This window comes from Bacillus sp. AFS059628 (assembly GCF_002571225.1).
Taxonomy (GTDB): domain Bacteria; phylum Bacillota; class Bacilli; order Bacillales; family Bacillaceae_G; genus Bacillus_A.
In genome coordinates, this window is sequence record NZ_NVEC01000008.1 from 156401 (window position 1) to 179162 (window position 22762).

Consider the following 22762-nt stretch of genomic DNA (forward strand, 5'->3'; position numbering starts at 1 on the left):
CAATTAAATCCAGCTGTTTCTTTAAAGAATTGTAAACTTTTCTTCCCTTTGTAAATTTAGTGTAAATTTTACTGACAAACCGTTTACAGTGCCTCAAGGTTTAGTTAATAATTACATCGTACATGAAATTTAAGGAGTGGAATGCGTGGAATACAATATTCAAGATATGATCTTCCAGTTCATTGGTGGATTAGGTATTTTCTTATTCGGGATTAAATACATGGGCGATGGACTGCAACAAGCTGCTGGAGATCGTCTTCGCGATATTTTAGATCGCTTTACAACAAACCCACTTATGGGTGTACTAGCGGGTATGTTAGTTACTGTATTAATCCAATCAAGTTCAGGAACAACCGCTTTAACAGTTGGACTTGTAAGTGCCGGATTTATGACATTAAGACAAGCAATCGGTGTTATTATGGGTGCAAACATCGGAACGACAGTTACTGCATTTATTATCGGAATTAAAATCGGAGAATACGCACTTCCAATTATGGCAGTTGGAGCTATCTTACTATTCTTCTTTAAAAATAAAAAAGTACATTCTTTCGGACAAGTTATATTCGGTTTTGGTATGTTATTCTTCGGTTTAGAATTAATGAGCACAGGTATGAAGCCTCTTCGCTCTTTAGAATCATTCCAAGAATTAATGATTAGCATGAGTGATAATCCAATTTTAGGTATTGTGGTCGGTACAGTTTTTACTTTAATTGTACAAAGTTCAAGCGCAACAATCGGTATTTTACAAGAACTATTCGGTCAAGGCGCAATCGATTTAAAAGCTTCGCTTCCTGTATTGTTCGGTGATAACATAGGTACAACAATTACAGCTGTATTAGCTGCAATCGGTACTTCAATTGCCGCAAGACGTGCTGCATTAGTTCACGTTATCTTTAATATCGTTGGTACAATTATCTTTACGATTTTATTAGTACCTTTTACAAGTTTAATTCAGTATTTCCAAACGTCATTAAACTTAAATCCAGAAATGACAATTGCATTTGCACACGGAACGTTTAACGTAACGAATACAATCATTCAGTTCCCATTCATTGCAGTATTAGCCTGGATTGTAACAAAAATCATCCGTGGTGAAGATTCATCTATTAACTTCAAACCGCAACATTTAAATCCAATCTTTATTGAACAATCTCCAGCCATTGCTTTAACAGAAGCTCAAAAAGAAATCATCCGTATGGCTGAGTTTTCATTAGATGGACTAAAAGAAGCAAATCAATTTTTAAACACACAAGATAAAAAACATGCTGATATGGCTACTCAATTAGAAGGAGCTATTAACAATTTAGATAAAAAAATTACCGAGTATTTAGTTTTACTATCAGAAAAGCCACTTTCACCTACGGATTCTGAAAAACATTCCGTTTTAGCAGGTGTTGTCGGAGATATTGAACGTGTCGGTGATCATGTAGAAAATCTTGTAGAACTTGTAGATTTTCAAATTTCAAACCGCGTTTCACTATCAGGCGAAGCACTAGCTGAACTAAATGAAATGCTTGAGTTAACAATTTCAACATTACAAGATGCAATCAATGCTTTAACTAACTTCGACACTGAACTAGCTCAAACAGTTATTGCAAAAGAACGTAAAATCGACCAAATGGAACGTGTTCTCCGGAAACGTCACGTATTACGTCTAAACGAACGTAGCTGTTCAGGTGATGCAAGTATCATCTTCGTTGATATGGTAAGTAACTTAGAGCGTATCGGTGATCACGCTGTAAATATTGCTGATGGTGTTTTAGGTGAACAAGGTAAAGTCAATTTAAAACAATCATTATAATAAGAAAAGAGACGCTAATGTAAGCGTCTCTTTTCTTATTTCATATTTACAACAGTTCTTCCCTTTAACTTTCCTTGCAATATAAGTGTAAACTTCTCCTCTACTTCTTCTAATGTACATTCTTCTGTATACGTTTGTAACTCTTTATTTCCCCATTCATTTGCTAAGAGCGTCCACACATCACTTCTCACATCTACTGGGCATTGCACAGAATCTACCCCTAAAAGGCTTATGCCTCGCAAAATAAACGGATATACCGTTGTTTGTAATTCCTGGCCTGCCACATTACCGCATGTCGTTACACAACCACCATACTTCACTATTTTTAAAGCTGTTTCTAACATAGTTCCACCTACAGTATCAATAACTCCGGCGTATATCCCTTTTAACATCGGTCTTCCTGATTCATCATTCAATTCTGCGCGATGAATCACTTTTTTCGCTCCTAGACGTAGTAGCATCTGTTCCTCTTCCATTTTCCCTGTCGCTCCTACTACGTTAAACCCTAACTTACTTAAAATGCTTACAGCTACACTCCCTACGCCGCCTGTAGCACCCGTTACTAAAACATCTCCCATACTAGGAGTTATACCTGCTCTCATAAACTTATATACTGATAAAGCCGCTGTAAAACCTGCTGTCCCGTACATCATACTTTCCTTTAATGACATTCCCTCTGGTAAAGGGACAATCCAAGATGCCGGCACGCGAATATATTCTCCGAAACCACCAGAAGTGTTCATCCCTAAATCATATCCCGTTACAATGACTTGATCTCCTACCTTAATAGTAGCATCTTCACTACTCACAACTTCCCCTGCTGCATCAATGCCTGGCGTATGAGGATATGTTCTCGTAACACCTTTATTACCAGTAGCTGAAAGCGCATCTTTATAATTTAATGAAGAATAATGAACCTGTATTAATACGTCCCCCTCAGGTAAACTACTTACTTCTCTCTCGACAACGTTTCTTACAAACTGCTTATTTTCTGTTTCGTTCACAACGATTGCTCGGAATGATGTATGATTCATTATGACCTCTCCTTTATCCGTCAAATTCTTCTTTATTATATAGAAGAAACTAGTAAACCTACTCTTTTCTTCTTGGCTATATTTCAACAAATCTTACTTCTCTATTACTTTCTCATAATATATATTTTCATTTCTACTAAAAAACCTTATACTTATTCTACATCTGAAAAATAAAATATATAAAATCTGACTTTTTATAAATAAATTGAATTTTTACGAAATGTAAATGATTTGTAATGTTTTTTTTCGCTAAATTTCATTATAATAAGTGGATATGAGTGTCGTATTTCAATCCAAATGAAGGAGTACAGGAAATGGAGCAAAACCCATCTTTGCAAGAAAATACACGCAGTAAACCGAAAAAAAGTAAGAAAAAAATAAAAATTATTATAAGCGTTATACTATTCTTTTTAATAGTAGGTGGCGGTTATACTTGGTTTTTAGTAAATAAAGCATCTTCTGCTGTTCGAAATGCCGCACATGATTTAGCGCGCGGTGATAAATCTGATTTACGGGATAAAGCTGTAAAACCTATTACAAACAATGTCTCTGTTTTAATAATGGGTGTTGATGAAAGTGATGTCCGGGGAAAAGAATATGGTGGCGCTATAAGAACAGATGCGCTTTTACTTGCAACTTTTAATAAAGATAGCAAAACTGTAAAACTATTAAGTATCCCACGTGACACATATACTTATATTCCAATAGAAAAGAAAAAAGATAAAATTACACACGCTCATGCATTCGGTTCTGCTAAAAACGGAAAAAATGGTGGACCACAAGCAAGCATTGATGCAGTTGAAAAATTAATGAATGTTCCTGTCGATTATTTTGTGAAATTTAACTTTAAATCATTTATAAAAATCGTCGATGACTTGGGCGGTATTGAAGTTGATGTACCAGTTGAATTTACTGAGCAAGATAGCAATGATAATGCAGAGGCAATTCACCTAGAAAAAGGTGTTCAAAAGTTAAATGGCGAAGAAGCTCTTGCTCTTGCTAGAACAAGACACATCGATAGTGATGCAATGCGTGGACAACGTCAACAACTCGTTATCGAGGCTATTTTAAAGAAACTAACAAGTGTTGGTTCTGTAACAAAAGTTGGCAACATCATTGATGATATTAACGGACAATTCGTTACAAACTTAACATTTGATGATATGCTTTCATTCTATAAGTACGGATCGGATTCAGAAATCGAGAAATTACAAATTCAAGGTGACGACTGCTATATGGAAAAAGGTGACGATACATGTAGCAAATCCGCTGGTGGCGGCCGAACGTATTACTACAATCCAGATAAAAAAGAATTAGCAAAAGTTACAAACGATCTTCGTGCTCATCTCGGGTTACCTGCATATACAAAAACAGACTCTGATTCGAAGAAAACAAATACAGAGAAAACAAAAGAATCTAAATCTGAAAATTCAAGTGAACGCGAATCAAGTAACAATGAAGTAAAAAATAAAAATAGCAATGAAGACACAGAAACATCGTCTAACGACAATGAATAAAAAAGAAGCAGTTCTCTATGGAGGTAGAGTACTGCTTCTTTTTATTGCTTCATAATTAAAAATCAGAACTTTCTAACTATCTTTTTTAATATTTTTAAATTATAATAAATAGTAGCAATCTATTCCAATTATCAGGGGGCTCATACATATGAAAGCTGCAGTAAAACATAACATCTCAGATTTTAAAGACTACTTAAAATCAAACGATATATACATGGAAGAAAATATAGATGAAAATGATGGCTCTGTTCACTTTTCAGTAGGATTAGAGACAGAAGCTGGCGCAAAAATTCAACTGATCGCTGCTTTCCAAAACGAACATCCTACTGTAGATATATACTGCTTCAATGTTGCTCACGTACCGGATGCAACAGCAACAAATGACATTTTGCACGTTATCAATGAATTAAACACATCTTACCGATTTGCAAAATTCACATTAAACAAGCAAAATGCAATTGACATTTCAACATCTCTTGCATTCTCAGAACCAAACTTTAATCCAGCACTTGTATTTGAACATACGAGAATGCTATATAAATTAGCTAATGACGAATATAAAAATTTAATGAAAGTTATTTGGGCATAAATAAAAGGATGGGCTGCAAGCAGCGCCATCCTTTTATTTCGATATCATATCAATCCACATCTTAATAGCTGTACCTACAATCAAAATCGATAACATATATTGCAGCGCTTTTTGATTGATTTTCTTCCCAACTCGCGCTCCAAGCGGCGCAGCAAAGATACTTGCAATCGCAATAATAAGAGCTGGAATTACAACTACTTGTCCAGTTATTACTTTTCCAGTCGTAATCCCTACTGAGGAAATAAACGTAATAGCGATAGATGTTGCTATCGTTGTACGTATCGGCAATTTTAAAATAACTAGCATAATCGGAACTAACAGGAACGAACCTCCAGCACCTATAATACCTGATGCGCCTCCTACAATAAATGCTAACAAACTTGCTAACCATTTATTATATTTTACTTCATCACCATTATTTCGTTTCGGTACGAACATCATAATAGCAGCTATTGTTGCTAACGCTGCATAAACAACATTGACCGTATGTTCCGCTAATACGTTAGCACCAAAACTCCCTATGAAACTTCCTATTAATATACTAGCTCCCATATATACAACTAGCGTTTTATCCATATCATTACTTTTCCGATAGGCCCATGCCCCTGCAAAAGTTGCAAAGAATACTTGCACCGCTGTAATACCACTCACTTCATGTGACGTATAGCCAGTAAATCCTAGCAATACCGGAATGTATAAGATCATCGGATAATTAATGATCGCACCGCCAATTCCAACCATTCCTGATATAAACGATCCTATAAATCCAATTATAAAAAGTAATACAACTAAGCTCATCTTATATCCCCCGCCTTCTAAAAAGAAGGTGATTTAAATGAATAAGTTCACATTCCCATCCGAAGCATCTGCTAAATAAGCTCCTACTCCTGCAAACTCTACCCCTTCCATAATCTCTTCCTCTTTTAACCCTAATAAATCTACTGTCATTTGACAAGCGACAAGTTTAATCCCTTGTTCTTTCGCCAAATCGATTAAATCTGGTAAAGGCATCGCATTATGTTTTTTCATAATACCTTTAATCATCTTTGGTCCCATACCGGCAAAATTCATTTTCGATAATCCCATCTTGTCAGCACCACGCGGCATCATCTTTCCAAATACTTTTTCGATGAAAGTTTTCTTTACCTTCACATGCTCATCTTTCCTTAAAGCATTTAATCCCCAAAAAGTATGAAAAATAGTTACCTCTTGATCGTATGCCGCTGCACCATTTGCAATAATATAAGCAGCCATCGCTTTATCATAATCTCCGCTAAATAAAACGATTGTTGTTTTCTTCTGTTGTTCCATGTTGTTCTCCCTCCAATTACCTATAGGGGTATTTTATTGTTTATAAAAAGGCGTTTCGCCCTATTCTCCTTTACCTTCCCAAGCTAACATACCACCTACCATATTAATCGCTTGAAAACCGTAGCTCTCTAAAAACTGAACTGCTCTTGCACTTCTTCCGCCAGAGCGACAAACGATAATATACTCTTTCTTTTTATCCAACTCATGCATACGAAATTCTAACAGTCCTAGTGGAATGTTACACGCTTCTGCGATTTTCCCTTCAGCCACTTCTTCTACTTCACGTACGTCTACGATATTTACTGCTTCTTTACGTAACAATTTTTCTTCTAATTCTTTTACTGTCATTTCTTTCATTTTAAATTCCCTCCTCACAAACCATTCATTCCGCCTGAAACATTAATAACTTGCTGAAACCCTAATTTCTTTAATACTTTTGCTGCTTGCTTACTTCTCATCCCGCTCTGACAAATAACGATTACTTCCTTATTTTTATCTAACTGATTTGCTTTACTAGCTAACTCATTTAACGGGATATTTTGAAATCCTTTCATATGATTTCCTCTATACTCACCTACTGTACGCACATCGATAAATTGTTTATTCCTTTGCCCCATCATACGTTTTAAATCTTTTCCTGAAATACTTTTTACTCCTCTAACTGGTAAGAAGCGAGAAATAATAAACCACGATACAAGTACAATTAAGATTACATTCAATATTGTCTTTACATCCATAAAACTATTTAAACTCCTTCTGTGCTTTTTTTCCCGTCCAAATATATACTATAGCTTTGAATATGGAACCCTTTCTTTCTTTCTTAAAAAACGAACACTTAAATTCCGATCCACTTTATTATGAACAATAAGATGCAAAGGCTTATTTGGTATTTCATGATAATACCGTTTTAAATACACATACGGTATACACATAATTCTAGAAGTGTTATCACTGTGACTCTCTGTATAATTACGTACATCTACAACAACACTTTCCATTTCCCTTACTTGTTCTAACGAAATATATACAACATTTAAAACCGGAATGTAACGTTTTACTAAACTTCCTAGCATCAATACTATTAGAGATATAACTATATAAGACGTATATGATTATCCTCTTTACTTTCAATAATAAGCAGAGGATGTAATCTTCCACTTATTATTGAAATGCTATGCTTTCTTGATCCAGAACTTTAATTCACCAGATTCTTCCGTGTGCTTTAACACTTCATGACCGCCTTTTTGTGACCATGCTGGAATATCTTTAATCGCACCTTTATCTGTTAAGTGTACTTCTAACACTTCTCCTGATTGTAATGCTTCCATTGCCTTCTTTGTTTTCACAATTGGCATTGGACATGCTAATCCTTTTACATCTAATACTTCTTTCACTTTCATCTTATATACCTCCTGTTTTCATTTCATTTGAAACCGAATTAATTATGAACAGCACAACGGTTTGGACCAATCTCCATTTCACGTTCTTCGTCTTGACTTGGATTTAATCGCCCCATATTTGTTTGACGAATTTCTTGATATGCATTTGGTTGAGGTGGTAAATTCTCTGTTACAACTTTACGAAACTCTCCCTCATCCTCAATATTTAATCCTGCATTATACGCAAATAAATCTTTTAATTTAGCACTAACAATACCATTCTCGTCCATTTCACTTATTTTTGAATAATGGGCCGGTAACACAACTAAGTTTTGAGATAGTTCTTTATATCGTCTATACAAAGTAGTACGTAAATCACTTACCCAATCTTCAGCTTTCCCAGCAAGGTCTGGACGCCCAATTGAATCTACAAATAAAATATCGCCTGATAATAAATAGGAATCATCTACAATAAATGACGTACTTCCAATCGTATGCCCCGGTGAGTATAATGCGTCAATTTCAATTTTAGTACCCCCCACCGTAATAACAGATCCTTCAACAAGTGGTTTATATGAGAACACAACTTCCTCTGCGTCTTTTGGCGGTAACCAATACGTACCACCTACTTTTTCCGCTAACTTACGTCCGCCAGAAATATGGTCTGCATGTAAATGTGTATCCATTACATTCGTAATCGTAACGCCATGCTCTTTCGCAAACTCTTCGTACGCTTCAACTGTTCTTACTGCATCAATAACTGCTGCTTCACCGTTTGAAATAACCATATATGATAAGCAACCTTTTCCAAGGCGGTTAAACTGATACATACTTCCGCCATCTTTTAAATCTCCCACTTTTATAGGCTTTACATCTTCACTCCAAGCCTTCATACCACCAGATAAATAATAAATATTTTCTAATCCAGCCTCTGTTAATTGCTCTGCCACAAATATAGAAGACCCTTCTTTTGCACATATTACTAAAACATCTTTATCTTTAGGTAGTTCACTGACAATATGATCTACACCCTCTAATAAATCAAAGTACGGCACATTCATTGAAGTAACTTCTTTTCCTTCAATTTTCCAACCTTCATAATCCGCCTCATTACGAACATCTAAAATAAACAACTCTCCGAATAAAACTTTCTCTGCAACATCTTTTGCTTGTAATGCTTTAACATTCATTTTATTACCCCCGTAGGTATATTTTCATTTAAAAAATTTTATTTTTCCACATTCCCTTGCCACTCTAACATGCCTGGAATGACATTTTTCACATTTGTATAACCTTTCTCTTTCAACATGTGACAAGCTACATCACTACGGTTACCAGTTCGACAAACAACGTAAATTTGCTTCGTCTGATCTAATTCCGCACTACCAAGTTCGCCTAATGGAACTGAAATAGCCGATGGAATATGACCAAAAGCGAATTCCACCGCTTCACGAACATCTACTATAATACACTCTTCACCACTTAATACTATCTCTTCCAATTCCGAATTCGTAATTGTATGAGGATATTTCACTATTTCATTCATTTCATGCTCATTTGCTTTTCTAACGTAATGCATCAATACATCACTTTCTTGTTTCGTACCAATATATTGATGACCTACTTTACTCGCCCAACTTTGTATATCTACAGTAGACCCTTTATCTGTTGCCTGAACCTCAATCACTTGCCCTGACGTCAATCCTTCCATCGCCTTCTTCGTCTTTACAATCGGCATCGGGCAAGCCAAACCTTTACAATCTAGATTCATATCCACTTTTATACTCATAGTCGATTCCTCCACAATTTACATACATATACCTGTAGGGGTATGTTAAAATGTTTTTGAAAATCTGTCAACAATTATGTCTGACAGATTATCGGCTTTTTACAAGTAATTGAACAGCTTCTTTTATTAACTCTTCATTTGAACCATTACCGCTTTCAAACTGCTCACGCAAACATTGCTCTAAATTTGTCCCAACAACAAGTCCAATTGTACGATCTAGTGCAGAACGAGATGCCGTTAACTGTGTAATAACCTCTCGGCAATCTTTTCCTTCTTCCATCATACGAAGTACACCACGAACTTGCCCTTCAATACGTTTTAATCTATTTTTCATATCTTGATTATATTCCATTCTATAATCACCTCATTACCATTATGTCACTATTTATAGCTTATGACAATATATTATACCCTATAGGGTATTTTGTAACCCCCTATTTTTAATATTTATCTTATATGTTCACAAAAAAAGAAGTGAAACCTTACTATATAGGCTTTCATCTTCCACCAAATTTTGAAGTGGAAGATGAAAAAATATTAATATACAACACGTTCTGGTACTACTGTTCCGTATAATTTAAAGCCACCATCTACGTTCTTTACCTTATATCCTTTTTCCATTAACATGCGCGCTGCAACATACCCTCTCATACCAAGTTGGCAAGTAATATATATTTCTTTATCTACCGGCACTTCATCCAAGCGATCACGTAACTCATCTAAGGGGATATGAATAGAACCTTTAATCATTCCTTGTTTGAGTTCATTAGGCTCTCGAACATCAATAAGATATCCACCATTTTCAACAATACGATCTATTTCATGCCATTGTACTGTGTCCACGAAACCATCTACTATATTACTTGCTGCATACCCCACCATGTTTACTGGGTCTTTTGCAGAAGAATATGGCGGGGCATATGATAATTCTAAATCCGGCAAATCGATTACAGTTAAGTTTGCCTTCATTGCCGTTGCGATAACATCAATACGCTTATCTACACCGTCACGCCCTAACGCCTGCGCCCCATACATTTTTCCGCTTTCTTTATTAAAGATTAATTTTATTAGCACTGGCGTAGCATTCGGATAATATCCCGCATGTGAATTCGCCTGTACATGTACTACCTCATAGGGTATATTTAATCGTTTTAATATTTTCTCATTTACGCCCGTCGCAGCAACTGTTAAATCAAAAACTTTAGCTACAGAAGTTCCCATCGTACCTTTATATAAAGAATCTGTATGGCCATGAATAATATCTGCTAACATGCGACCTTGACGATTAGCTGGCCATGCTAAAGGGATCATTGTCTCTGTTTCTGTAACAAAATCTTTCACTTCAATCGCATCACCAATTGCATATATGTGCGGGTCCGACGTTTGAAAACTCTCATCTACCTTTATCGTTCCTCTAACTCCTAGTGCTAACCCTGCATCCTTCGCTAAACTACTCTCTGGTTGCACACCAATTGCTAAAATAATCATATCTGTCTTTATAATTGAACCACTTTTTAAACGTACAACAGTCCCGTGCTCTTCTAATGTATCTACACCATCTTCTAAAACAAGCTCAACATTGTGCTTCTTCATATGCTCATGCACATATGCTGCCATTTCATAATCAATTGGTGGCATTATTTGATTTGCCATCTCTACAAGAGTAACATCAATTCCTCGTTCTCTTAAGTTTTCAACCATTTCCACTCCAATAAATCCACCACCAACAACTGTCGCATGACGTGGTTTCTTCTCATCAATATACGCTTTAATACGATCTGTATCAGGTACATTTCGTAACGTAAACATCGCCTTCGCTTCTTCAATACCTGGAATAGGTGGAACGATTGGTTTTGCCCCTGGTGAAAGAATTAAAATATCATATTCCTCGTTATATGTTTCATTTGTAGTTACATTCTTTATCGTAATTGTTTTCTCTTCTTTATTAATCTTTACCACTTCACTCAATACACGTATATCTAAATTAAAACGCTTTGACATCCTTTCAACAGTTTGTACTAATAACTTTTGTCTTTCTGTAATAACCCCGCCAATGTAGTATGGTAAGCCACAATTTGCAAATGAAATATATTCACCGTGCTCCACCATAATAATTTCATCTTCTTCACTTAAACGACGAAGCCTTGCAGCTACTGATGCCCCGCCGGCAACTCCACCTACTACTACAATTTTTCTAGACATATTTCAAACCTCCATCTTATTTATTTTCTCAATGTATCAAAAATAAAACTTATACCCGTATGGGTATATAATAAAGTGTACAAAAAGCATTTTCAATATATATGTCTTTTGTTCACAAATTCGAAACAAAAAAGAACTTAGATATTTCCAAGTTCCTTTTCGTATAGTTCTATAACTTTCTGTACGATTACATCTGCTGTATTTTCCTCCGGTGGCATCAACAAGTTTGTAACCGGTCCATATACAACCGGACTTAACTCCACTTCATATCCACCATATGCAAATTCTTCCTTTGTCGGTAAGTAACCAATATATCCATTCGTATATCCGCCAAAGAAAGCTAGTTCATTTTGAAGACGTTCTTTCATTTCTAAAGCAGTTTCTGAAAAAGGTTCCATCGGTATACCCAAAAACATGCCCTCATTAACTTGAAATAGTTGAACTTCTAAATCAATACGTAACTGCCGAATACCTTGCTTATATTTCTCTAAAACGATAGTAAGCCATTCATCCGTATTCACACCCCACTGCTTCTCCGCTAATTGAGCCATGCTTCGTATCTCATTTATTTCAGGAATACCTTTCAACTTCATTTGCATCGTACTCGAAATTGTTCTTACATTTACAATTGGGCTATATGTAACTGTTGGCAACATCGTTAACACATGCCCACTAAGTGTATAAGCCATTTGTTTTAAAGCTTCCCTTGAACCGCGATACTTTGCATTTACATTACCAGCAGCACCTTGCACAATAATAACAGGACAGTTTACGATTTTCTCTAGAATCTCTCTCGTCATTCCTGGATAATCTGCTGATAATACATCGCTATCACCTTTTAACACATTCGGATGCGCAGTACAAAATACTATAATCCCAGATAGCTCCTTCGTTTCAGCATTTCTTATTGCCAACATGCCAATACGTTTATCTACAACACCCTCTATATTTGTTCCCATCTTTGCTCTTCCATCAGATGTTCTCTCTCTTCGATTTATCCCAATATCCCCTGTCGTAACACCCCAGCCAACTTCACATCGCTTCAAGTTGTTATTCGCAGTAGCCGCACCGTGCACTACATTATTTACTAAAATCGTTTTATACGACTGCACTAGCGGATCATCACCGACCGTCTCTGGACCAGAATGCGTATGAGTATAAACAACCGTTATTCGCTCAAATGGTATATGGAGCCTACTAGCTACTCGCTCCCGAATCAAATTCGTATCTTCTACTAACATCCCGATATTATCAATACTTATAAACACAGTTTTCATTTCATCTTTTTCAAATACAAAAACTGTCCCATAAATACGCTCTTCAATATTATTTATTCCTGTCTCTCTATGATATCCGACAAAATCAATACCGACAGGCGGCGTAATATCCACCTTGCATACCCCTATTTTGCTCATTTGAATCGCTCCACTTCTCTATGTAACTCCCTTTTTTCAAGAATAGCATATTTGAACTTGTTTCAAATAAAAAAGAACAGACATAGCATTCTATGTCCGTTCTTTTCATCACACATACTTCCGATGCACCATCTTCCCATCATAAGAAAACACAACGCCCTTACTCTCCACAATCGACTCCATATGCACCGTCCTTCCCCATAATTGATGAAGGTATGGCAATACTTTTTCTAAGTATTTTAAATCGAGCTCAATTCCTTCGTAACTATGTTTAATGTACAATTCTCCGTTCTTTAAGTAGTCTCCGTCTTCTACTACTAAGTACGGGAAACCGCCATTTGTTCGCATATTTACGAGCTGATCACGTACATGTTCCCACTCTTTATCTATTACTTTATATTCTTTTCCTTGGCGCTGGAATAAGTACATATCTTCTCTCATTACGAGATCTTTATTTAAATAGTTTCTTAAGAACGAGACATCCCATTCGATTTCGCGTACTTCAAAGATTTTGTCACGACCAGATCCTGGTTTGACGCCTCTTCGTTTCATTTCTTCTGTTGGATTGTTGTAGCGTTCTTCAATATCTTCAAACATTTTAATACCGAGGTAGTATGGGTTAATGCTCGTTTTTGATGGCTGAACGACACCTGCATTTAATTTCGCAAATTCTATTGCTTCATCAGATGTTAAGTCCATTTCGCGGAGGATGCGTTGATGCCAGTATGATGCCCAGCCTTCGTTCATAATCTTCGTTTCAAGCTGCGGCCAGAAATACAGCATTTCCTCACGCATCATCGTTAATATATCTCGTTGCCACTCTTCTAGTTCACGGCTATATTCTTCAATAAAGAGAAGTAAATCTTTCTCTGGTTGCGGCGGAATTTTCTTCTTTTTATGCATATTAGGTCGTTCTCTCTTTTTGTTTCGATCATCTAAATTCCATAAATCATCGTACTGTGATATCTTTTTCTTTTCCACATCCTCTTCTAAATCTTCAATACTCCACGCGAGTTTCGGGCGCATAAGCGACGGGTCAATATGCTCTTGAATAGCAAGTACGGCATCCAAAAATGTTTCTACTTCTGCCTTTCCGTACTTATGCTCATACGCTTTCACCCGTTCAGCTGTTGCTGACATACTTTCTACCATATCTCGCTTCGTATTTGAAAAACGAATATTATTTTTAAAGAAATCGCAGTGTGCTAAAACGTGCGCTACAATCAATTTATTTTGAATTAACGAGTTTGTATCTAATAAAAAGGCATAACATGGATCAGAGTTAATAACGAGTTCGTATATTTTACTAAGGCCTAAATCATATTGTAATTTCATTCTGAAAAACTGTTTTCCAAAACTCCAATGTGAAAATCTCGTCGGCATCCCATATGCACCAAATGTATAAATAATTTCCGCTGGACATATTTCATAACGCATCGGATAAAAATCAAGCCCAAATCCAGTCGCAATTTCTGTAATTTCCGCAATCGCATATTGCAGTGCTTTATCGTCACTTACTCTCATTATTTTCCCTCCTTACACTTTCCCTTAAGAAAGTGTATGATTGAGAACAAGCTTTCATGAGGATTGATTGCATAATAAACAGCATTGTTCATTCATTTTATAAATAAACTTAATCTTCATTAAATACCATTTATTCACAGAACACTAGTATTTTAGATATCCTAAAGTTATACTATTAAGGTATTAAAATGTTATACAACAAGGAGTTACATCATGAAGAAATGTTATATTTTATTTCTTACTTGTTTCCTTATTCTCTTAACAGCATGTGAAGGAAACGCAAAAGAAACAACACAAAAAACAAATGAAACAAAAAAACAAGAAGAAACAACACAAAATTCTTCTGAAGCTAAGGCAACTACAACTGCTGATACAGCAAAGCCCGAACCAAAAAAAGATGAAAGTATTAAATCTGGTATGTATAAAGTTGGTACAGATTTACCTTCTGGTGAATATTTCATCTTAGCTGATTAAGGACAAAGTGCTTATTTTGCAGTTCTAAAAGATAGTACCGGATCATCTAACAATATTTTACAGAATGATAATTTTGCAACTTTTAGATTTCTTACTGTAGAAGATGGACAATATTTACAACTAAAGCGTGCTAAAATGTTACCAGCAACTAAAGTAGAAAAAATCCCATTAGACGGTAAAGAGCTAATTCCAGGCATGTACCGCGTAGGAATTGATGTTCCTGCTGGTGAGTATAAGTTGGTCCCAAATGATGGAGCAACAGGATACTACTCCCTACATGCAAATAGTACTGTAAATGGCTTAAAAAACATCATTAGCAATGATAACTTTAAAGAAGAGCGCTATTTAACGATTCAAGAAGGACAATATTTAAAATTAAACCGTGCTTCTCTATTACTATCAAACTAATACATTCCAATAAAATATAAAAAGAAGCACATTCCTAAAATTAAGAATGTGCTTCTTTTACGAACAAATATTAAATTAACCTTCAATAATCTCCATCTTCTCCGTAATCGGCGTACGAGCTTTTCCTTCTGGTGCTTTATCGAAATAGCCAAGGTGAAGAATTCCAACGATGCGTTGACCTCTTGTTAAACCAAGTCCTTCTATAAATAATGGATTGTAGTTTAATCCGCCTGATTTCCAAACACAACCTAATCCACGTTCCCAAGCAAGAAGTTGGAAGTTTTGCATAAATGCGCATGTTGCAGCGTAATCTTCGTCACGTTGAATTTGACGAGGATCTTCATTTATATACACAACGATTTGTGCAGGTGTGCTTAAGAAACGATCTGATAAAATTTTACCGCGTTTCGCTCTTTCTTCTTCTGTGAAAGAGTTTAATACTGCGTCCACTAATTTCTGACGACCTTCTCCAATGTATAATTTACAATTCCATGGTTCACGATGTTTATGATTCGGTGCCCACGTTGCGTCGTTTAATAGTTCAATTAATAACTCTTTGTCTACTGCTTTATCTGTAAATGTACGAACAGAACGTCTTTCTTTAATCACATTTGCGATGGAAGTATATGTAGTCATATTTTTCTCTCCCTTATTTTTATCTATATGTATACGTTTATTATTGATATTGATTTTCAATTTCGATTATACCTTAGTTTTTTACTATTAATCAATGTTTTATGTTGGAAAACTTCCAAAAACTTCAGTTCATACTGTGAATAAAAAAACTTGATTTGTTCACAAGTATTTCACATTTTATGGAAATGATATGTATACAGTTTTCCACATTATCCATCTAGGAGGAGTTTATATGTACAAAAAAATTGCATTAAGTATGACTATGGCAGCATTATTATTCGGGGCAACCATCCTCCCTACTTACGCTGCCACGCCAAAAGAAGTAACATTCCATCATCATAAAGCAATTTCAGAAGAAGAAATGCAGTCACTCGAAAAACTCGGCTATAACAAACATGAAATTTGGAAAGCTGCTCACATTGCAAGAATGAGTAAAAAAGAAATTAAAGACGTTTTAGCTTACTATAAACAAAATAAATCGTGGGAGAAAACAGCCGAGCATTTCGGTGTAGATCCAAGTAAATTGAAAAAGCATCATATGAATAAAGAAACGAAAAAAGCACTACTGCAAGAATTAGCAAATATGCAAAAATCTACACCAGACAGACTCAAACAAAAGATGAAAGAATACAATATCGGATTACGTCAGTTCACAGTATTAACAATCATCTCTCAAAAAAGTAATACCCCTCTTGACGATGTACTAAAAATGAAAAAAGACGGAATGGATATGAAACAGATTGCCGAAAAATTAAATGTAAAAAAAGAAGATATACGAGCAGAAATGATTAAATTAGTAAAGTCAATTAAGGAAAAAAAAACAAATTAATACACCAAAAAGGAAGAGATTTTCAATACTCTTCCTTTTCTTTATGAACTTTCAATTTTCAAGTATAAATTCCCGTCTTTCCCAAAAACTAACACAAAGAAATGATATATGTTAGGGGTGAGAAAATGTTCGGTTTATCATCTAAGAAATCAAAAAAGACTAATCCAAAAACACTTTGTTCTATTCCAGAATTTATACAAAGCATGACAGAATCTAGCGATTTTGTCTCTTATAACGTACTTGAAAATGAAACATTATGCTTGTTTTATTATAAATCTGTCGTGGAAGCACTTATTATTAAACAATTTATTTTAACTCCTCTAAAAAAAGAATCGGATCGAATCCAAAACATCTCTGATTTATGTAATATCGTCTCTATTGAAGATATTATTACCTCCCCTTCTATTGATGATATTCGTGAGAAATTATTAGGTGGATATATTTTATTACGCTTAAAAAACAATTCGAATCCCGATCAATATGCTTTAATTCGTGCCGAAAGTACTGTTTTAGGAATACGATTAAATAACGATACAGAAAATGAATATAGCGTAATCGGGCCTAAAATCGGTTTCGTTGAAAACCTTGATACAAATATACACTTATTACGCCGAAATATTGTCACGGAGCAACTCATATTTAAAGAAGTAACCGTCGGAACTATGTCAAAAACAAAAGTAGCAGTTGCTTATATAGAAGGAGTTACAAATGAACAATTTATCAACACCGCCATACAACGGCTAGAAGACATTGACTTTGATGTCCCATTTGACGCAACTATGATTGAGCAATTTATTAGTGATAATAGTAATTCACCTTTTCCTGTTCTATTACCTACAGAACGATTAGACCGAGCAGTATTTGCATTAATTAATGGGGAAGTTTTAATTTTAACAGATGGCTCTCCATATGCTTTATCAGGACCGACAACGTTACTAGATTTTTTCATTTCACCAGAAGATTATTATTTACCGTGGATGATTGGATCGTTCTTTCGCGTTATTCGCTTTTTCGGAGCTATATTTTCTCTTTTTTCCTCCGCTATTTATACAGCGGCTTTAACGTATCACTATCAAATGATTCCTGCTGATTTACTAGGACCCATTATTTTCTCAAGAGCGAACGTACCTTTCCCGCCTATTCTAGAAGCACTCTTTTTAGAAATTACAATCGAATTACTTCGTGAAGCGGGAGCACGTTTACCGACGAAAGTAGGACAAACAATTGGTATTGTTGGCGGGATTGTAATTGGGCAAGCATCTGTTGAAGCCGCTTTAACAAGTACAATTTTATTAATTGCAGTTGCTTTATCCGCTCTTGCATCTTTCACAACACCGACTGTAAAAATGTCTTCTACTATCCGGTTGTTACGATTTCCGCTTATTCTTTTAGCTGGTGCATTTGGTGGATTAGGTCTTATTGTCGGGTTTGTATTTATTTTAGCTCATTTAATTAAATTAAAATCACTTGGATCACCTTATTTATTACCTTTATATCCATTTCGTGGTTTAGGTACAGCGGAAGGCTTTCTCCGTTTACCGTTTAGCCAAACTGCACAAAGGCCTTCTTTCCTTAGACCAAGATCTAAATGGCGCTATAACTCAAACAAAGCAAAACGAAAACGTGATGGTGATAATGAATGAAAAAACTCTTATTGTACCTTATTATCATCTTTTTTGTTCTACAAACTGGCTGTACACAAACGTATGTAGTGGATACGCAGCGTATTATCCATATTGCTGGATTTGACATAAAAAAAAACAAAAACTTCCAAGGAACGATCTTATTTCCAGAGTATACACACGGTGTAAAGTCTAAACCAGAAACTCAATCTACATCTGCTCGTTCACTTGAAACAATCGCTTCACGATTAAATGCGAAATCCCCTCACAATGTTGTTGTAGGTCAAATGCGTGTCGTTCTATTTGGAAAAGATTTAGGAGAACAAGGAATGGGGGAAATTATTACTAACTTACAACGTGATCCAAATATCGGCCGTGATGTACAACTAGCAATTGTAGATGGATCAGCTGAAGAACTTTTAAATTATGGCAAACAAAATGGATCATTATATATTGCTGATTTACTCGAGCAAAATATAAGAAATGAGAACATTCCACAAACCTCATTAAACATTTTTTTATATAATTACTACTCTTCGGTATGTGATGCCTATGTCCCTTATATTAAAATGGGGGATAATCATTCCGTCGCTGTCAAAGGGCTTGCTTTTTTAAGAGGTGATAAAGTTGTTATGTATACCGATAAAAGACATTCTGTTTTAGCAAAACTACTAATTAATCCTACAAAAAATGGGCGTTACGAAGCAGCGATAAAAAAGAATAAACATAAAGGTATGGTGGTCATACAAAACTTAGCTGGGGAAAGTAAGTATGATATTGATCATACTGGTGACATACCAAAAGTAAAAATCCATTTAAAATTAAATGGATTAATTAAAAATTCCCCTACTTGGATTGATTTAAGAAAGAAAACCAATATCACTTATATAAAAAAACAAATTGAACGAAATGTTGAAAACGACTGTAAAGAGTTAATAAAACAATTTCAAGAAAAGAGAATTGATCCATTAGGAGTACGCGATGAAATTAGAAGCCATACGAGAAAATGGAATATAAACCAAATTCGAAATATGTATCCGAATGTAGCTGTGGATATAGATTTAGATATTAACATTGTACAATCTGGAATCGGTGAATAGTGAGGTGAAATAACCAATGCATACAATGAATAAAACAAAAACCGTCTCTCCATATTTTGCATTTGTATTATTACATTCTCTTCAAGTCGGAATAGGAATTTTAGGGTATCAACGTGTAATTTTAAAAAATGCTGGTTATGATGCTTGGATTTCTCTAATCATAGCAGGCATGGCAACTCATATTGTACTGTTTTGCATGCTACAAATGTTAGAAAAAGATGGAGATTTAATTAGCATTCATACAACGAGCTTTGGAAAATGGATTGGTTCTATCTTTTCCATCATTTTCACCCTATATTGCTTATTATTTTGCCTTACTGTTCTTCGTACATATATGGAAGTAATACAAGTTTGGATTTTTCCTACCATTAAGTTATGGAAACTAACCTTTATGTTTTTATTAGTGACTTGCTATATTATAAAGGGTGGATTTCGCTCTGTAACCGGAATATGTTTTTGGGGAGTCGTTCTTCCTATTTTCGTTGTATTCTTTTTAATTTATCCAATGAAATATGCACATCCTAGTAATATTTTACCAGTTTTTACACACTCGCCTTTTGACATGCTTATATCTGCAAAACACTCTGCGTTAGAGTTTCTTGGTTTTGAGACAATCTTAATCTTTTATCCATTTATTGAAAAAGGAAAATCCTTAAAAAGATGGGCTCATGCAGGTATTGCTTTTAGTACATTAATTTATGTAGTTTTAGCCATCGTATCTTTTATGTATTATAGCGAAGGGCAATTAAATCATACAATTTGGCCTACTTTAACAATGTTAAAAATTATTAAAGTTCCTTTCATTCAACGCTTTGAATATATTATTATTTTCGTTTGGTTTTTAATTATTTTGCCAAATCTTTGTTTAACCATTTGGTCATCATGTCAAACGATGAAGCGTTCATTTCATATTCCTTTTAAATTCACATTACCATTTTTGACTTTCATGGTCTTTACAGCTTCCTTATTTTTCACAAATCGTGAAAGTATCAACACATTAAATACAGTACTATCTCAAGCAGGCTTATATATTGTATACGCTTATATCCCAATTTTATTTCTATTTCATTCACTGCGATGGCGCTTCAAAAATCCGTCGAAAAAATCTTCGACCGATACACCATAATCTCTGCTACAATTTGAGTAATACATTTGTAAAGGGGACAAGCGTATGAAGAAATATGTATTTTCTTTACTTGCAGTACTAAGTTTAATTCTTGCTGGTTGCGGAGCTACTAGTACAAACGAAAAAAAATCATCTGAATCAAAAGAAGAGCATGACCACGCGTCACACACTCAGCAAGCTGACATTCAAGAAAAAACAAAAGGAGTAGACACACTTCCTACCTTCCTAGACAAGCTTGATCCACAAATGAAAGATATTTACACTGTCGCTGGACAAAACGCAGAGCTATTAGATTGGATTCCATGTTACTGTGGTTGCGGTGAGAGTGTGGGACATAAAAATAATAAAAACTGCTTTATTCGTGAAATGAAAAAGAATGGTGAAGTTGTTTGGGACTCCCATGCAACAACTTGTGTCAATTGCCTAGAAATTGCAGTTGAATCTGCTTCCATGAAACAAAAAGGAAAATCAACACTCGAAATTCGTAATTATATCGACAATAAATATAAAGAAGGCTATGGCAAACCAACACCTACGCCAATGCCAAAAGCTTAAAAACGAGGAAATTCCTCGTTTTTTCTTTTCATTCGCTTTTTTTCTTAACAAATTCTTTCAAGTGTATTTCTCCTTGCTTGTCACACACTATATATAACTCCTCAGTAAGGAGGGTACACAGTGCAAACATATAACGACTATGATAAAGCTCTCTATTACACGTATTGCTGTAATTGGGATAAATTACTCGTTCTTATGGTTCAAACGAACGATCAATTATTTTCTAAGCGTATTGAACATTTTTTACACGCTTATCAATACAGTAAAGAACTACCGGAAGTTGATAAACAATTGCAGCTCCTATTTCAATATATTGACCATGCATCACAAAAGTCACATATAGATGAAGTAGAGCAAATTCAAATGTAAAATATAGCGCTATTCTCTTCTGGAGAATGGCGCTTTTTTAAAATATTTATATCAATAAAAGTTTCCTCTTATAAAACTTTTATTGATAAACATATTTTTTCTTTCTTTTCTGTACCACTTCATACTATAATTTAGTATGTAACTATTATAAGAGAGGTATAAAATATGGGACGAGAAAAAAAGCAAGAATATGCTTTATTTACCGCGTGGGGAGCTTCTTTTATTGCTACACTAGGAAGTCTATACTTTTCCGAAATCATGAAATTTGAGCCTTGTGTCCTTTGTTGGTATCAACGTATTTTTATGTATCCATTCGTTTTATGGCTCGGTATCGCTGTAGTAAAAAAAGACTATCGCATCGCAAGTTATTCATTACCAATTGCAAGTATTGGTGCTTGTATTTCTTTATATCACTATGCAATTCAAAAAATCGCAGCATTTTCAGCTGCTGGGGCAGCTTGCGGCCGTGTACCATGTACGGGAGAATACATAAACTGGTTCGGCTTTGTGACAATCCCGTTTTTAGCACTTATCGGCTTTATTACAATCGCTGTTTGTAGCTTTATTGTCATTAAAAACAAATAAGGAGATGAAAGAATGAAAAAAATACTTATATTTGGCGGTATTATTATCGTTTTATTTGTGGCAATGTTTGCTGTAACACAAATGGAAAAGAAAAATGCATCGACAAATGAAAAAGATTACTACTCAAATAAAATTTCTCTTGAGGATCTCAATAAAAATATAGAAGATAAAAAAGAACAAACGATTTACTTTTATCAAACCTCTTGCGTTCATTGCCAAAAGATCTCTCCTATTGTCGTACCTTTAGCGAAAGACTTAAATGTTGATATGAAAGTAATTGATATTGAAAATTTAAACGAGCCTTGGGATAAGTATGATATTAAAGGCACACCTACAATTATTCATTTTAAAGATGGTAAAGAAGTAAGCCGTATTAGCGGAGAACAGTCAAAAGAAAAGTTCAAAGAATGGTTTGAACAAACGAAAAAATAACGAGAAAAGGAAACTCCTTCTACACATGAAATGGGCATAAAGTCCCAAACTAATGTATAAGGAGG

Annotated in this window: 26 protein-coding genes and 1 pseudogene; 13 read left to right on the top strand and 14 right to left on the bottom strand. The window is 35.0% G+C overall.

The features are described from left to right. The first annotated feature begins 145 nt into the window (after positions 1 to 145). Positions 146 to 1801 carry a Na/Pi cotransporter family protein gene (locus tag COL05_RS05535; RefSeq protein WP_098667871.1) on the top strand — a complete coding sequence of 552 codons (1656 nt, stop codon included), beginning with the start codon at positions 146 to 148 and terminating at the stop codon, positions 1799 to 1801. Between the two features lie 35 nt (positions 1802 to 1836). Here COL05_RS05535 and COL05_RS05540 read toward each other — a convergent pair whose 3' ends face one another. Then, a complete protein-coding gene (locus tag COL05_RS05540) occupies positions 1837 to 2835 on the bottom strand; it encodes a YhdH/YhfP family quinone oxidoreductase (protein ID WP_098667872.1) in 999 nt (332 codons plus the stop codon). A gap of 314 nt (positions 2836 to 3149) precedes the next feature. Here COL05_RS05540 and COL05_RS05545 point away from each other — a divergent pair, with 314 nt between their 5' ends. Beyond that, positions 3150 to 4352 (top strand): LCP family protein, encoded by a 1203-nt coding sequence (locus tag COL05_RS05545; RefSeq protein WP_098667873.1) that lies wholly within the window; start codon positions 3150 to 3152, stop codon positions 4350 to 4352. 148 nt (positions 4353 to 4500) lie between these two features. Further along, on the top strand, positions 4501 to 4941 hold the full coding sequence (locus COL05_RS05550; RefSeq protein ID WP_000642359.1) for a hypothetical protein: 441 nt from the start codon (positions 4501 to 4503) through the stop codon (positions 4939 to 4941). A gap of 33 nt (positions 4942 to 4974) precedes the next feature. Here COL05_RS05550 and COL05_RS05555 read toward each other — a convergent pair whose 3' ends face one another. The 12 genes and pseudogenes from COL05_RS05555 to spoVR all read right to left on the bottom strand — a co-directional run bounded on the left by COL05_RS05555 (position 4975) and on the right by spoVR (position 14561). Continuing rightward, on the bottom strand, positions 4975 to 5739 hold the full coding sequence (locus COL05_RS05555; protein WP_098667874.1) for a sulfite exporter TauE/SafE family protein: 765 nt from the start codon (positions 5737 to 5739) through the stop codon (positions 4975 to 4977). 33 nt (positions 5740 to 5772) lie between these two features. Next, entirely contained in the window at positions 5773 to 6252 is a 480-nt protein-coding gene (locus tag COL05_RS05560) for a DsrE/DsrF/DrsH-like family protein (protein ID WP_000437728.1), read from the bottom strand. 60 nt (positions 6253 to 6312) lie between these two features. Continuing rightward, the gene (locus COL05_RS05565; RefSeq protein WP_098667875.1) at positions 6313 to 6609 is read right to left on the bottom strand and encodes a rhodanese-like domain-containing protein; all 297 of its coding nucleotides are present in this window, start codon (positions 6607 to 6609) and stop codon (positions 6313 to 6315) included. Between the two features lie 14 nt (positions 6610 to 6623). Beyond that, positions 6624 to 6989, bottom strand: a complete 366-nt coding sequence (locus COL05_RS05570) for a rhodanese-like domain-containing protein (protein ID WP_098667876.1) — start codon at positions 6987 to 6989, stop codon at positions 6624 to 6626. Positions 6990 to 6997: 8 nt separating this feature from the next. Continuing rightward, positions 6998 to 7325, bottom strand: a pseudogene (locus COL05_RS05575) (sulfurtransferase). 99 nt (positions 7326 to 7424) lie between these two features. Next, a complete protein-coding gene (locus tag COL05_RS05580; RefSeq protein ID WP_000864996.1) occupies positions 7425 to 7652 on the bottom strand; it encodes a sulfurtransferase TusA family protein in 228 nt (75 codons plus the stop codon). A 38-nt stretch (positions 7653 to 7690) separates the two neighbouring features. Continuing rightward, positions 7691 to 8821 carry an MBL fold metallo-hydrolase gene (locus COL05_RS05585; protein ID WP_098667877.1) on the bottom strand — a complete coding sequence of 377 codons (1131 nt, stop codon included), beginning with the start codon at positions 8819 to 8821 and terminating at the stop codon, positions 7691 to 7693. Between the two features lie 38 nt (positions 8822 to 8859). Beyond that, a complete protein-coding gene (locus COL05_RS05590; RefSeq protein ID WP_098667878.1) occupies positions 8860 to 9420 on the bottom strand; it encodes a sulfurtransferase TusA family protein in 561 nt (186 codons plus the stop codon). A gap of 88 nt (positions 9421 to 9508) precedes the next feature. Then, a complete protein-coding gene (locus COL05_RS05595; RefSeq protein WP_000456206.1) occupies positions 9509 to 9772 on the bottom strand; it encodes a metal-sensitive transcriptional regulator in 264 nt (87 codons plus the stop codon). 185 nt (positions 9773 to 9957) lie between these two features. Further along, entirely contained in the window at positions 9958 to 11622 is a 1665-nt protein-coding gene (cdr, locus tag COL05_RS05600) for a CoA-disulfide reductase (RefSeq protein ID WP_098667879.1), read from the bottom strand. 137 nt (positions 11623 to 11759) lie between these two features. Continuing rightward, a complete protein-coding gene (locus tag COL05_RS05605) occupies positions 11760 to 13037 on the bottom strand; it encodes a neutral/alkaline non-lysosomal ceramidase N-terminal domain-containing protein (protein ID WP_098667880.1) in 1278 nt (425 codons plus the stop codon). Positions 13038 to 13145: 108 nt separating this feature from the next. Further along, positions 13146 to 14561 (bottom strand): stage V sporulation protein SpoVR, encoded by a 1416-nt coding sequence (spoVR, locus tag COL05_RS05610; protein WP_098667881.1) that lies wholly within the window; start codon positions 14559 to 14561, stop codon positions 13146 to 13148. A 213-nt stretch (positions 14562 to 14774) separates the two neighbouring features. On the opposite strand from spoVR, the gene COL05_RS05615 reads away from it, so the two are divergent. Both COL05_RS05615 and COL05_RS05620 read left to right on the top strand, forming a co-directional pair. Continuing rightward, on the top strand, positions 14775 to 15035 hold the full coding sequence (locus COL05_RS05615; RefSeq protein ID WP_098667882.1) for a hypothetical protein: 261 nt from the start codon (positions 14775 to 14777) through the stop codon (positions 15033 to 15035). A 135-nt stretch (positions 15036 to 15170) separates the two neighbouring features. Then, positions 15171 to 15443: an Rv1352/Rv1906c domain-containing protein gene (locus tag COL05_RS05620; protein ID WP_098667883.1), complete on the top strand. Its 273-nt coding sequence runs from the start codon at positions 15171 to 15173 to the stop codon at positions 15441 to 15443. 75 nt (positions 15444 to 15518) lie between these two features. On the opposite strand, the gene COL05_RS05625 is transcribed toward COL05_RS05620, so the two are convergent. Then, positions 15519 to 16079, bottom strand: coding sequence for a nitroreductase family protein (locus COL05_RS05625; protein WP_000214810.1), 561 nt, complete (start codon positions 16077 to 16079; stop codon positions 15519 to 15521). 232 nt (positions 16080 to 16311) lie between these two features. Here COL05_RS05625 and COL05_RS05630 point away from each other — a divergent pair, with 232 nt between their 5' ends. The 8 genes from COL05_RS05630 to COL05_RS05665 all read left to right on the top strand — a co-directional run bounded on the left by COL05_RS05630 (position 16312) and on the right by COL05_RS05665 (position 22697). Beyond that, positions 16312 to 16908: a hypothetical protein gene (locus tag COL05_RS05630; RefSeq protein ID WP_142337361.1), complete on the top strand. Its 597-nt coding sequence runs from the start codon at positions 16312 to 16314 to the stop codon at positions 16906 to 16908. A 125-nt stretch (positions 16909 to 17033) separates the two neighbouring features. Then, complete coding sequence (locus tag COL05_RS05635) at positions 17034 to 18551, top strand: spore germination protein (protein WP_098667885.1); 1518 nt, start codon at positions 17034 to 17036, stop codon at positions 18549 to 18551. Continuing rightward, complete coding sequence (locus COL05_RS05640; RefSeq protein WP_098667886.1) at positions 18548 to 19630, top strand: Ger(x)C family spore germination protein; 1083 nt, start codon at positions 18548 to 18550, stop codon at positions 19628 to 19630. The genes COL05_RS05635 and COL05_RS05640 overlap by 4 nt, the downstream gene beginning before the upstream one ends. Positions 19631 to 19646: 16 nt before the next feature. Then, positions 19647 to 20756, top strand: coding sequence for a GerAB/ArcD/ProY family transporter (locus COL05_RS05645; RefSeq protein WP_098667887.1), 1110 nt, complete (start codon positions 19647 to 19649; stop codon positions 20754 to 20756). Positions 20757 to 20801: 45 nt separating this feature from the next. Next, on the top strand, positions 20802 to 21311 hold the full coding sequence (locus COL05_RS05650; protein ID WP_048545771.1) for a PCYCGC domain-containing protein: 510 nt from the start codon (positions 20802 to 20804) through the stop codon (positions 21309 to 21311). A gap of 120 nt (positions 21312 to 21431) precedes the next feature. Next, positions 21432 to 21680 carry a YhdB family protein gene (locus COL05_RS05655; protein ID WP_048526289.1) on the top strand — a complete coding sequence of 83 codons (249 nt, stop codon included), beginning with the start codon at positions 21432 to 21434 and terminating at the stop codon, positions 21678 to 21680. A 165-nt stretch (positions 21681 to 21845) separates the two neighbouring features. Continuing rightward, a complete protein-coding gene (locus COL05_RS05660; protein ID WP_000532256.1) occupies positions 21846 to 22265 on the top strand; it encodes a disulfide formation protein C in 420 nt (139 codons plus the stop codon). 12 nt (positions 22266 to 22277) lie between these two features. Next, entirely contained in the window at positions 22278 to 22697 is a 420-nt protein-coding gene (locus COL05_RS05665) for a thioredoxin family protein (RefSeq protein ID WP_098667888.1), read from the top strand. The last annotated feature ends 65 nt before the right edge of the window (positions 22698 to 22762 follow it).

Bases quoted from the DNA above. Each gene is read 5' to 3' on its own strand.
- COL05_RS05540 (WP_098667872.1), bottom strand. From the start codon at position 2,835: ATGAATCATACATCATTCCGAGCAATCGTTGTGAACGAAACAGAAAAT.
- COL05_RS05545 (WP_098667873.1), top strand. From the start codon at position 3,150: ATGGAGCAAAACCCATCTTTGCAAGAAAATACACGCAGTAAACCGAAA.
- COL05_RS05550 (WP_000642359.1), top strand. From the start codon at position 4,501: ATGAAAGCTGCAGTAAAACATAACATCTCAGATTTTAAAGACTACTTA.
- COL05_RS05555 (WP_098667874.1), bottom strand. From the start codon at position 5,739: ATGAGCTTAGTTGTATTACTTTTTATAATTGGATTTATAGGATCGTTT.
- COL05_RS05560 (WP_000437728.1), bottom strand. From the start codon at position 6,252: ATGGAACAACAGAAGAAAACAACAATCGTTTTATTTAGCGGAGATTAT.
- COL05_RS05565 (WP_098667875.1), bottom strand. From the start codon at position 6,609: ATGAAAGAAATGACAGTAAAAGAATTAGAAGAAAAATTGTTACGTAAA.
- COL05_RS05570 (WP_098667876.1), bottom strand. From the start codon at position 6,989: ATGGATGTAAAGACAATATTGAATGTAATCTTAATTGTACTTGTATCG.
- COL05_RS05580 (WP_000864996.1), bottom strand. From the start codon at position 7,652: ATGAAAGTGAAAGAAGTATTAGATGTAAAAGGATTAGCATGTCCAATG.
- COL05_RS05585 (WP_098667877.1), bottom strand. From the start codon at position 8,821: ATGAATGTTAAAGCATTACAAGCAAAAGATGTTGCAGAGAAAGTTTTA.
- COL05_RS05590 (WP_098667878.1), bottom strand. From the start codon at position 9,420: ATGAGTATAAAAGTGGATATGAATCTAGATTGTAAAGGTTTGGCTTGC.
- COL05_RS05595 (WP_000456206.1), bottom strand. From the start codon at position 9,772: ATGGAATATAATCAAGATATGAAAAATAGATTAAAACGTATTGAAGGG.
- cdr (WP_098667879.1), bottom strand. From the start codon at position 11,622: ATGTCTAGAAAAATTGTAGTAGTAGGTGGAGTTGCCGGCGGGGCATCA.
- COL05_RS05605 (WP_098667880.1), bottom strand. From the start codon at position 13,037: ATGAGCAAAATAGGGGTATGCAAGGTGGATATTACGCCGCCTGTCGGT.
- spoVR (WP_098667881.1), bottom strand. From the start codon at position 14,561: ATGAGAGTAAGTGACGATAAAGCACTGCAATATGCGATTGCGGAAATT.
- COL05_RS05615 (WP_098667882.1), top strand. From the start codon at position 14,775: ATGAAGAAATGTTATATTTTATTTCTTACTTGTTTCCTTATTCTCTTA.
- COL05_RS05620 (WP_098667883.1), top strand. From the start codon at position 15,171: ATGTTACCAGCAACTAAAGTAGAAAAAATCCCATTAGACGGTAAAGAG.
- COL05_RS05625 (WP_000214810.1), bottom strand. From the start codon at position 16,079: ATGACTACATATACTTCCATCGCAAATGTGATTAAAGAAAGACGTTCT.
- COL05_RS05630 (WP_142337361.1), top strand. From the start codon at position 16,312: ATGTACAAAAAAATTGCATTAAGTATGACTATGGCAGCATTATTATTC.
- COL05_RS05635 (WP_098667885.1), top strand. From the start codon at position 17,034: ATGTTCGGTTTATCATCTAAGAAATCAAAAAAGACTAATCCAAAAACA.
- COL05_RS05640 (WP_098667886.1), top strand. From the start codon at position 18,548: ATGAAAAAACTCTTATTGTACCTTATTATCATCTTTTTTGTTCTACAA.
- COL05_RS05645 (WP_098667887.1), top strand. From the start codon at position 19,647: ATGCATACAATGAATAAAACAAAAACCGTCTCTCCATATTTTGCATTT.
- COL05_RS05650 (WP_048545771.1), top strand. From the start codon at position 20,802: ATGAAGAAATATGTATTTTCTTTACTTGCAGTACTAAGTTTAATTCTT.
- COL05_RS05660 (WP_000532256.1), top strand. From the start codon at position 21,846: ATGGGACGAGAAAAAAAGCAAGAATATGCTTTATTTACCGCGTGGGGA.
- COL05_RS05665 (WP_098667888.1), top strand. From the start codon at position 22,278: ATGAAAAAAATACTTATATTTGGCGGTATTATTATCGTTTTATTTGTG.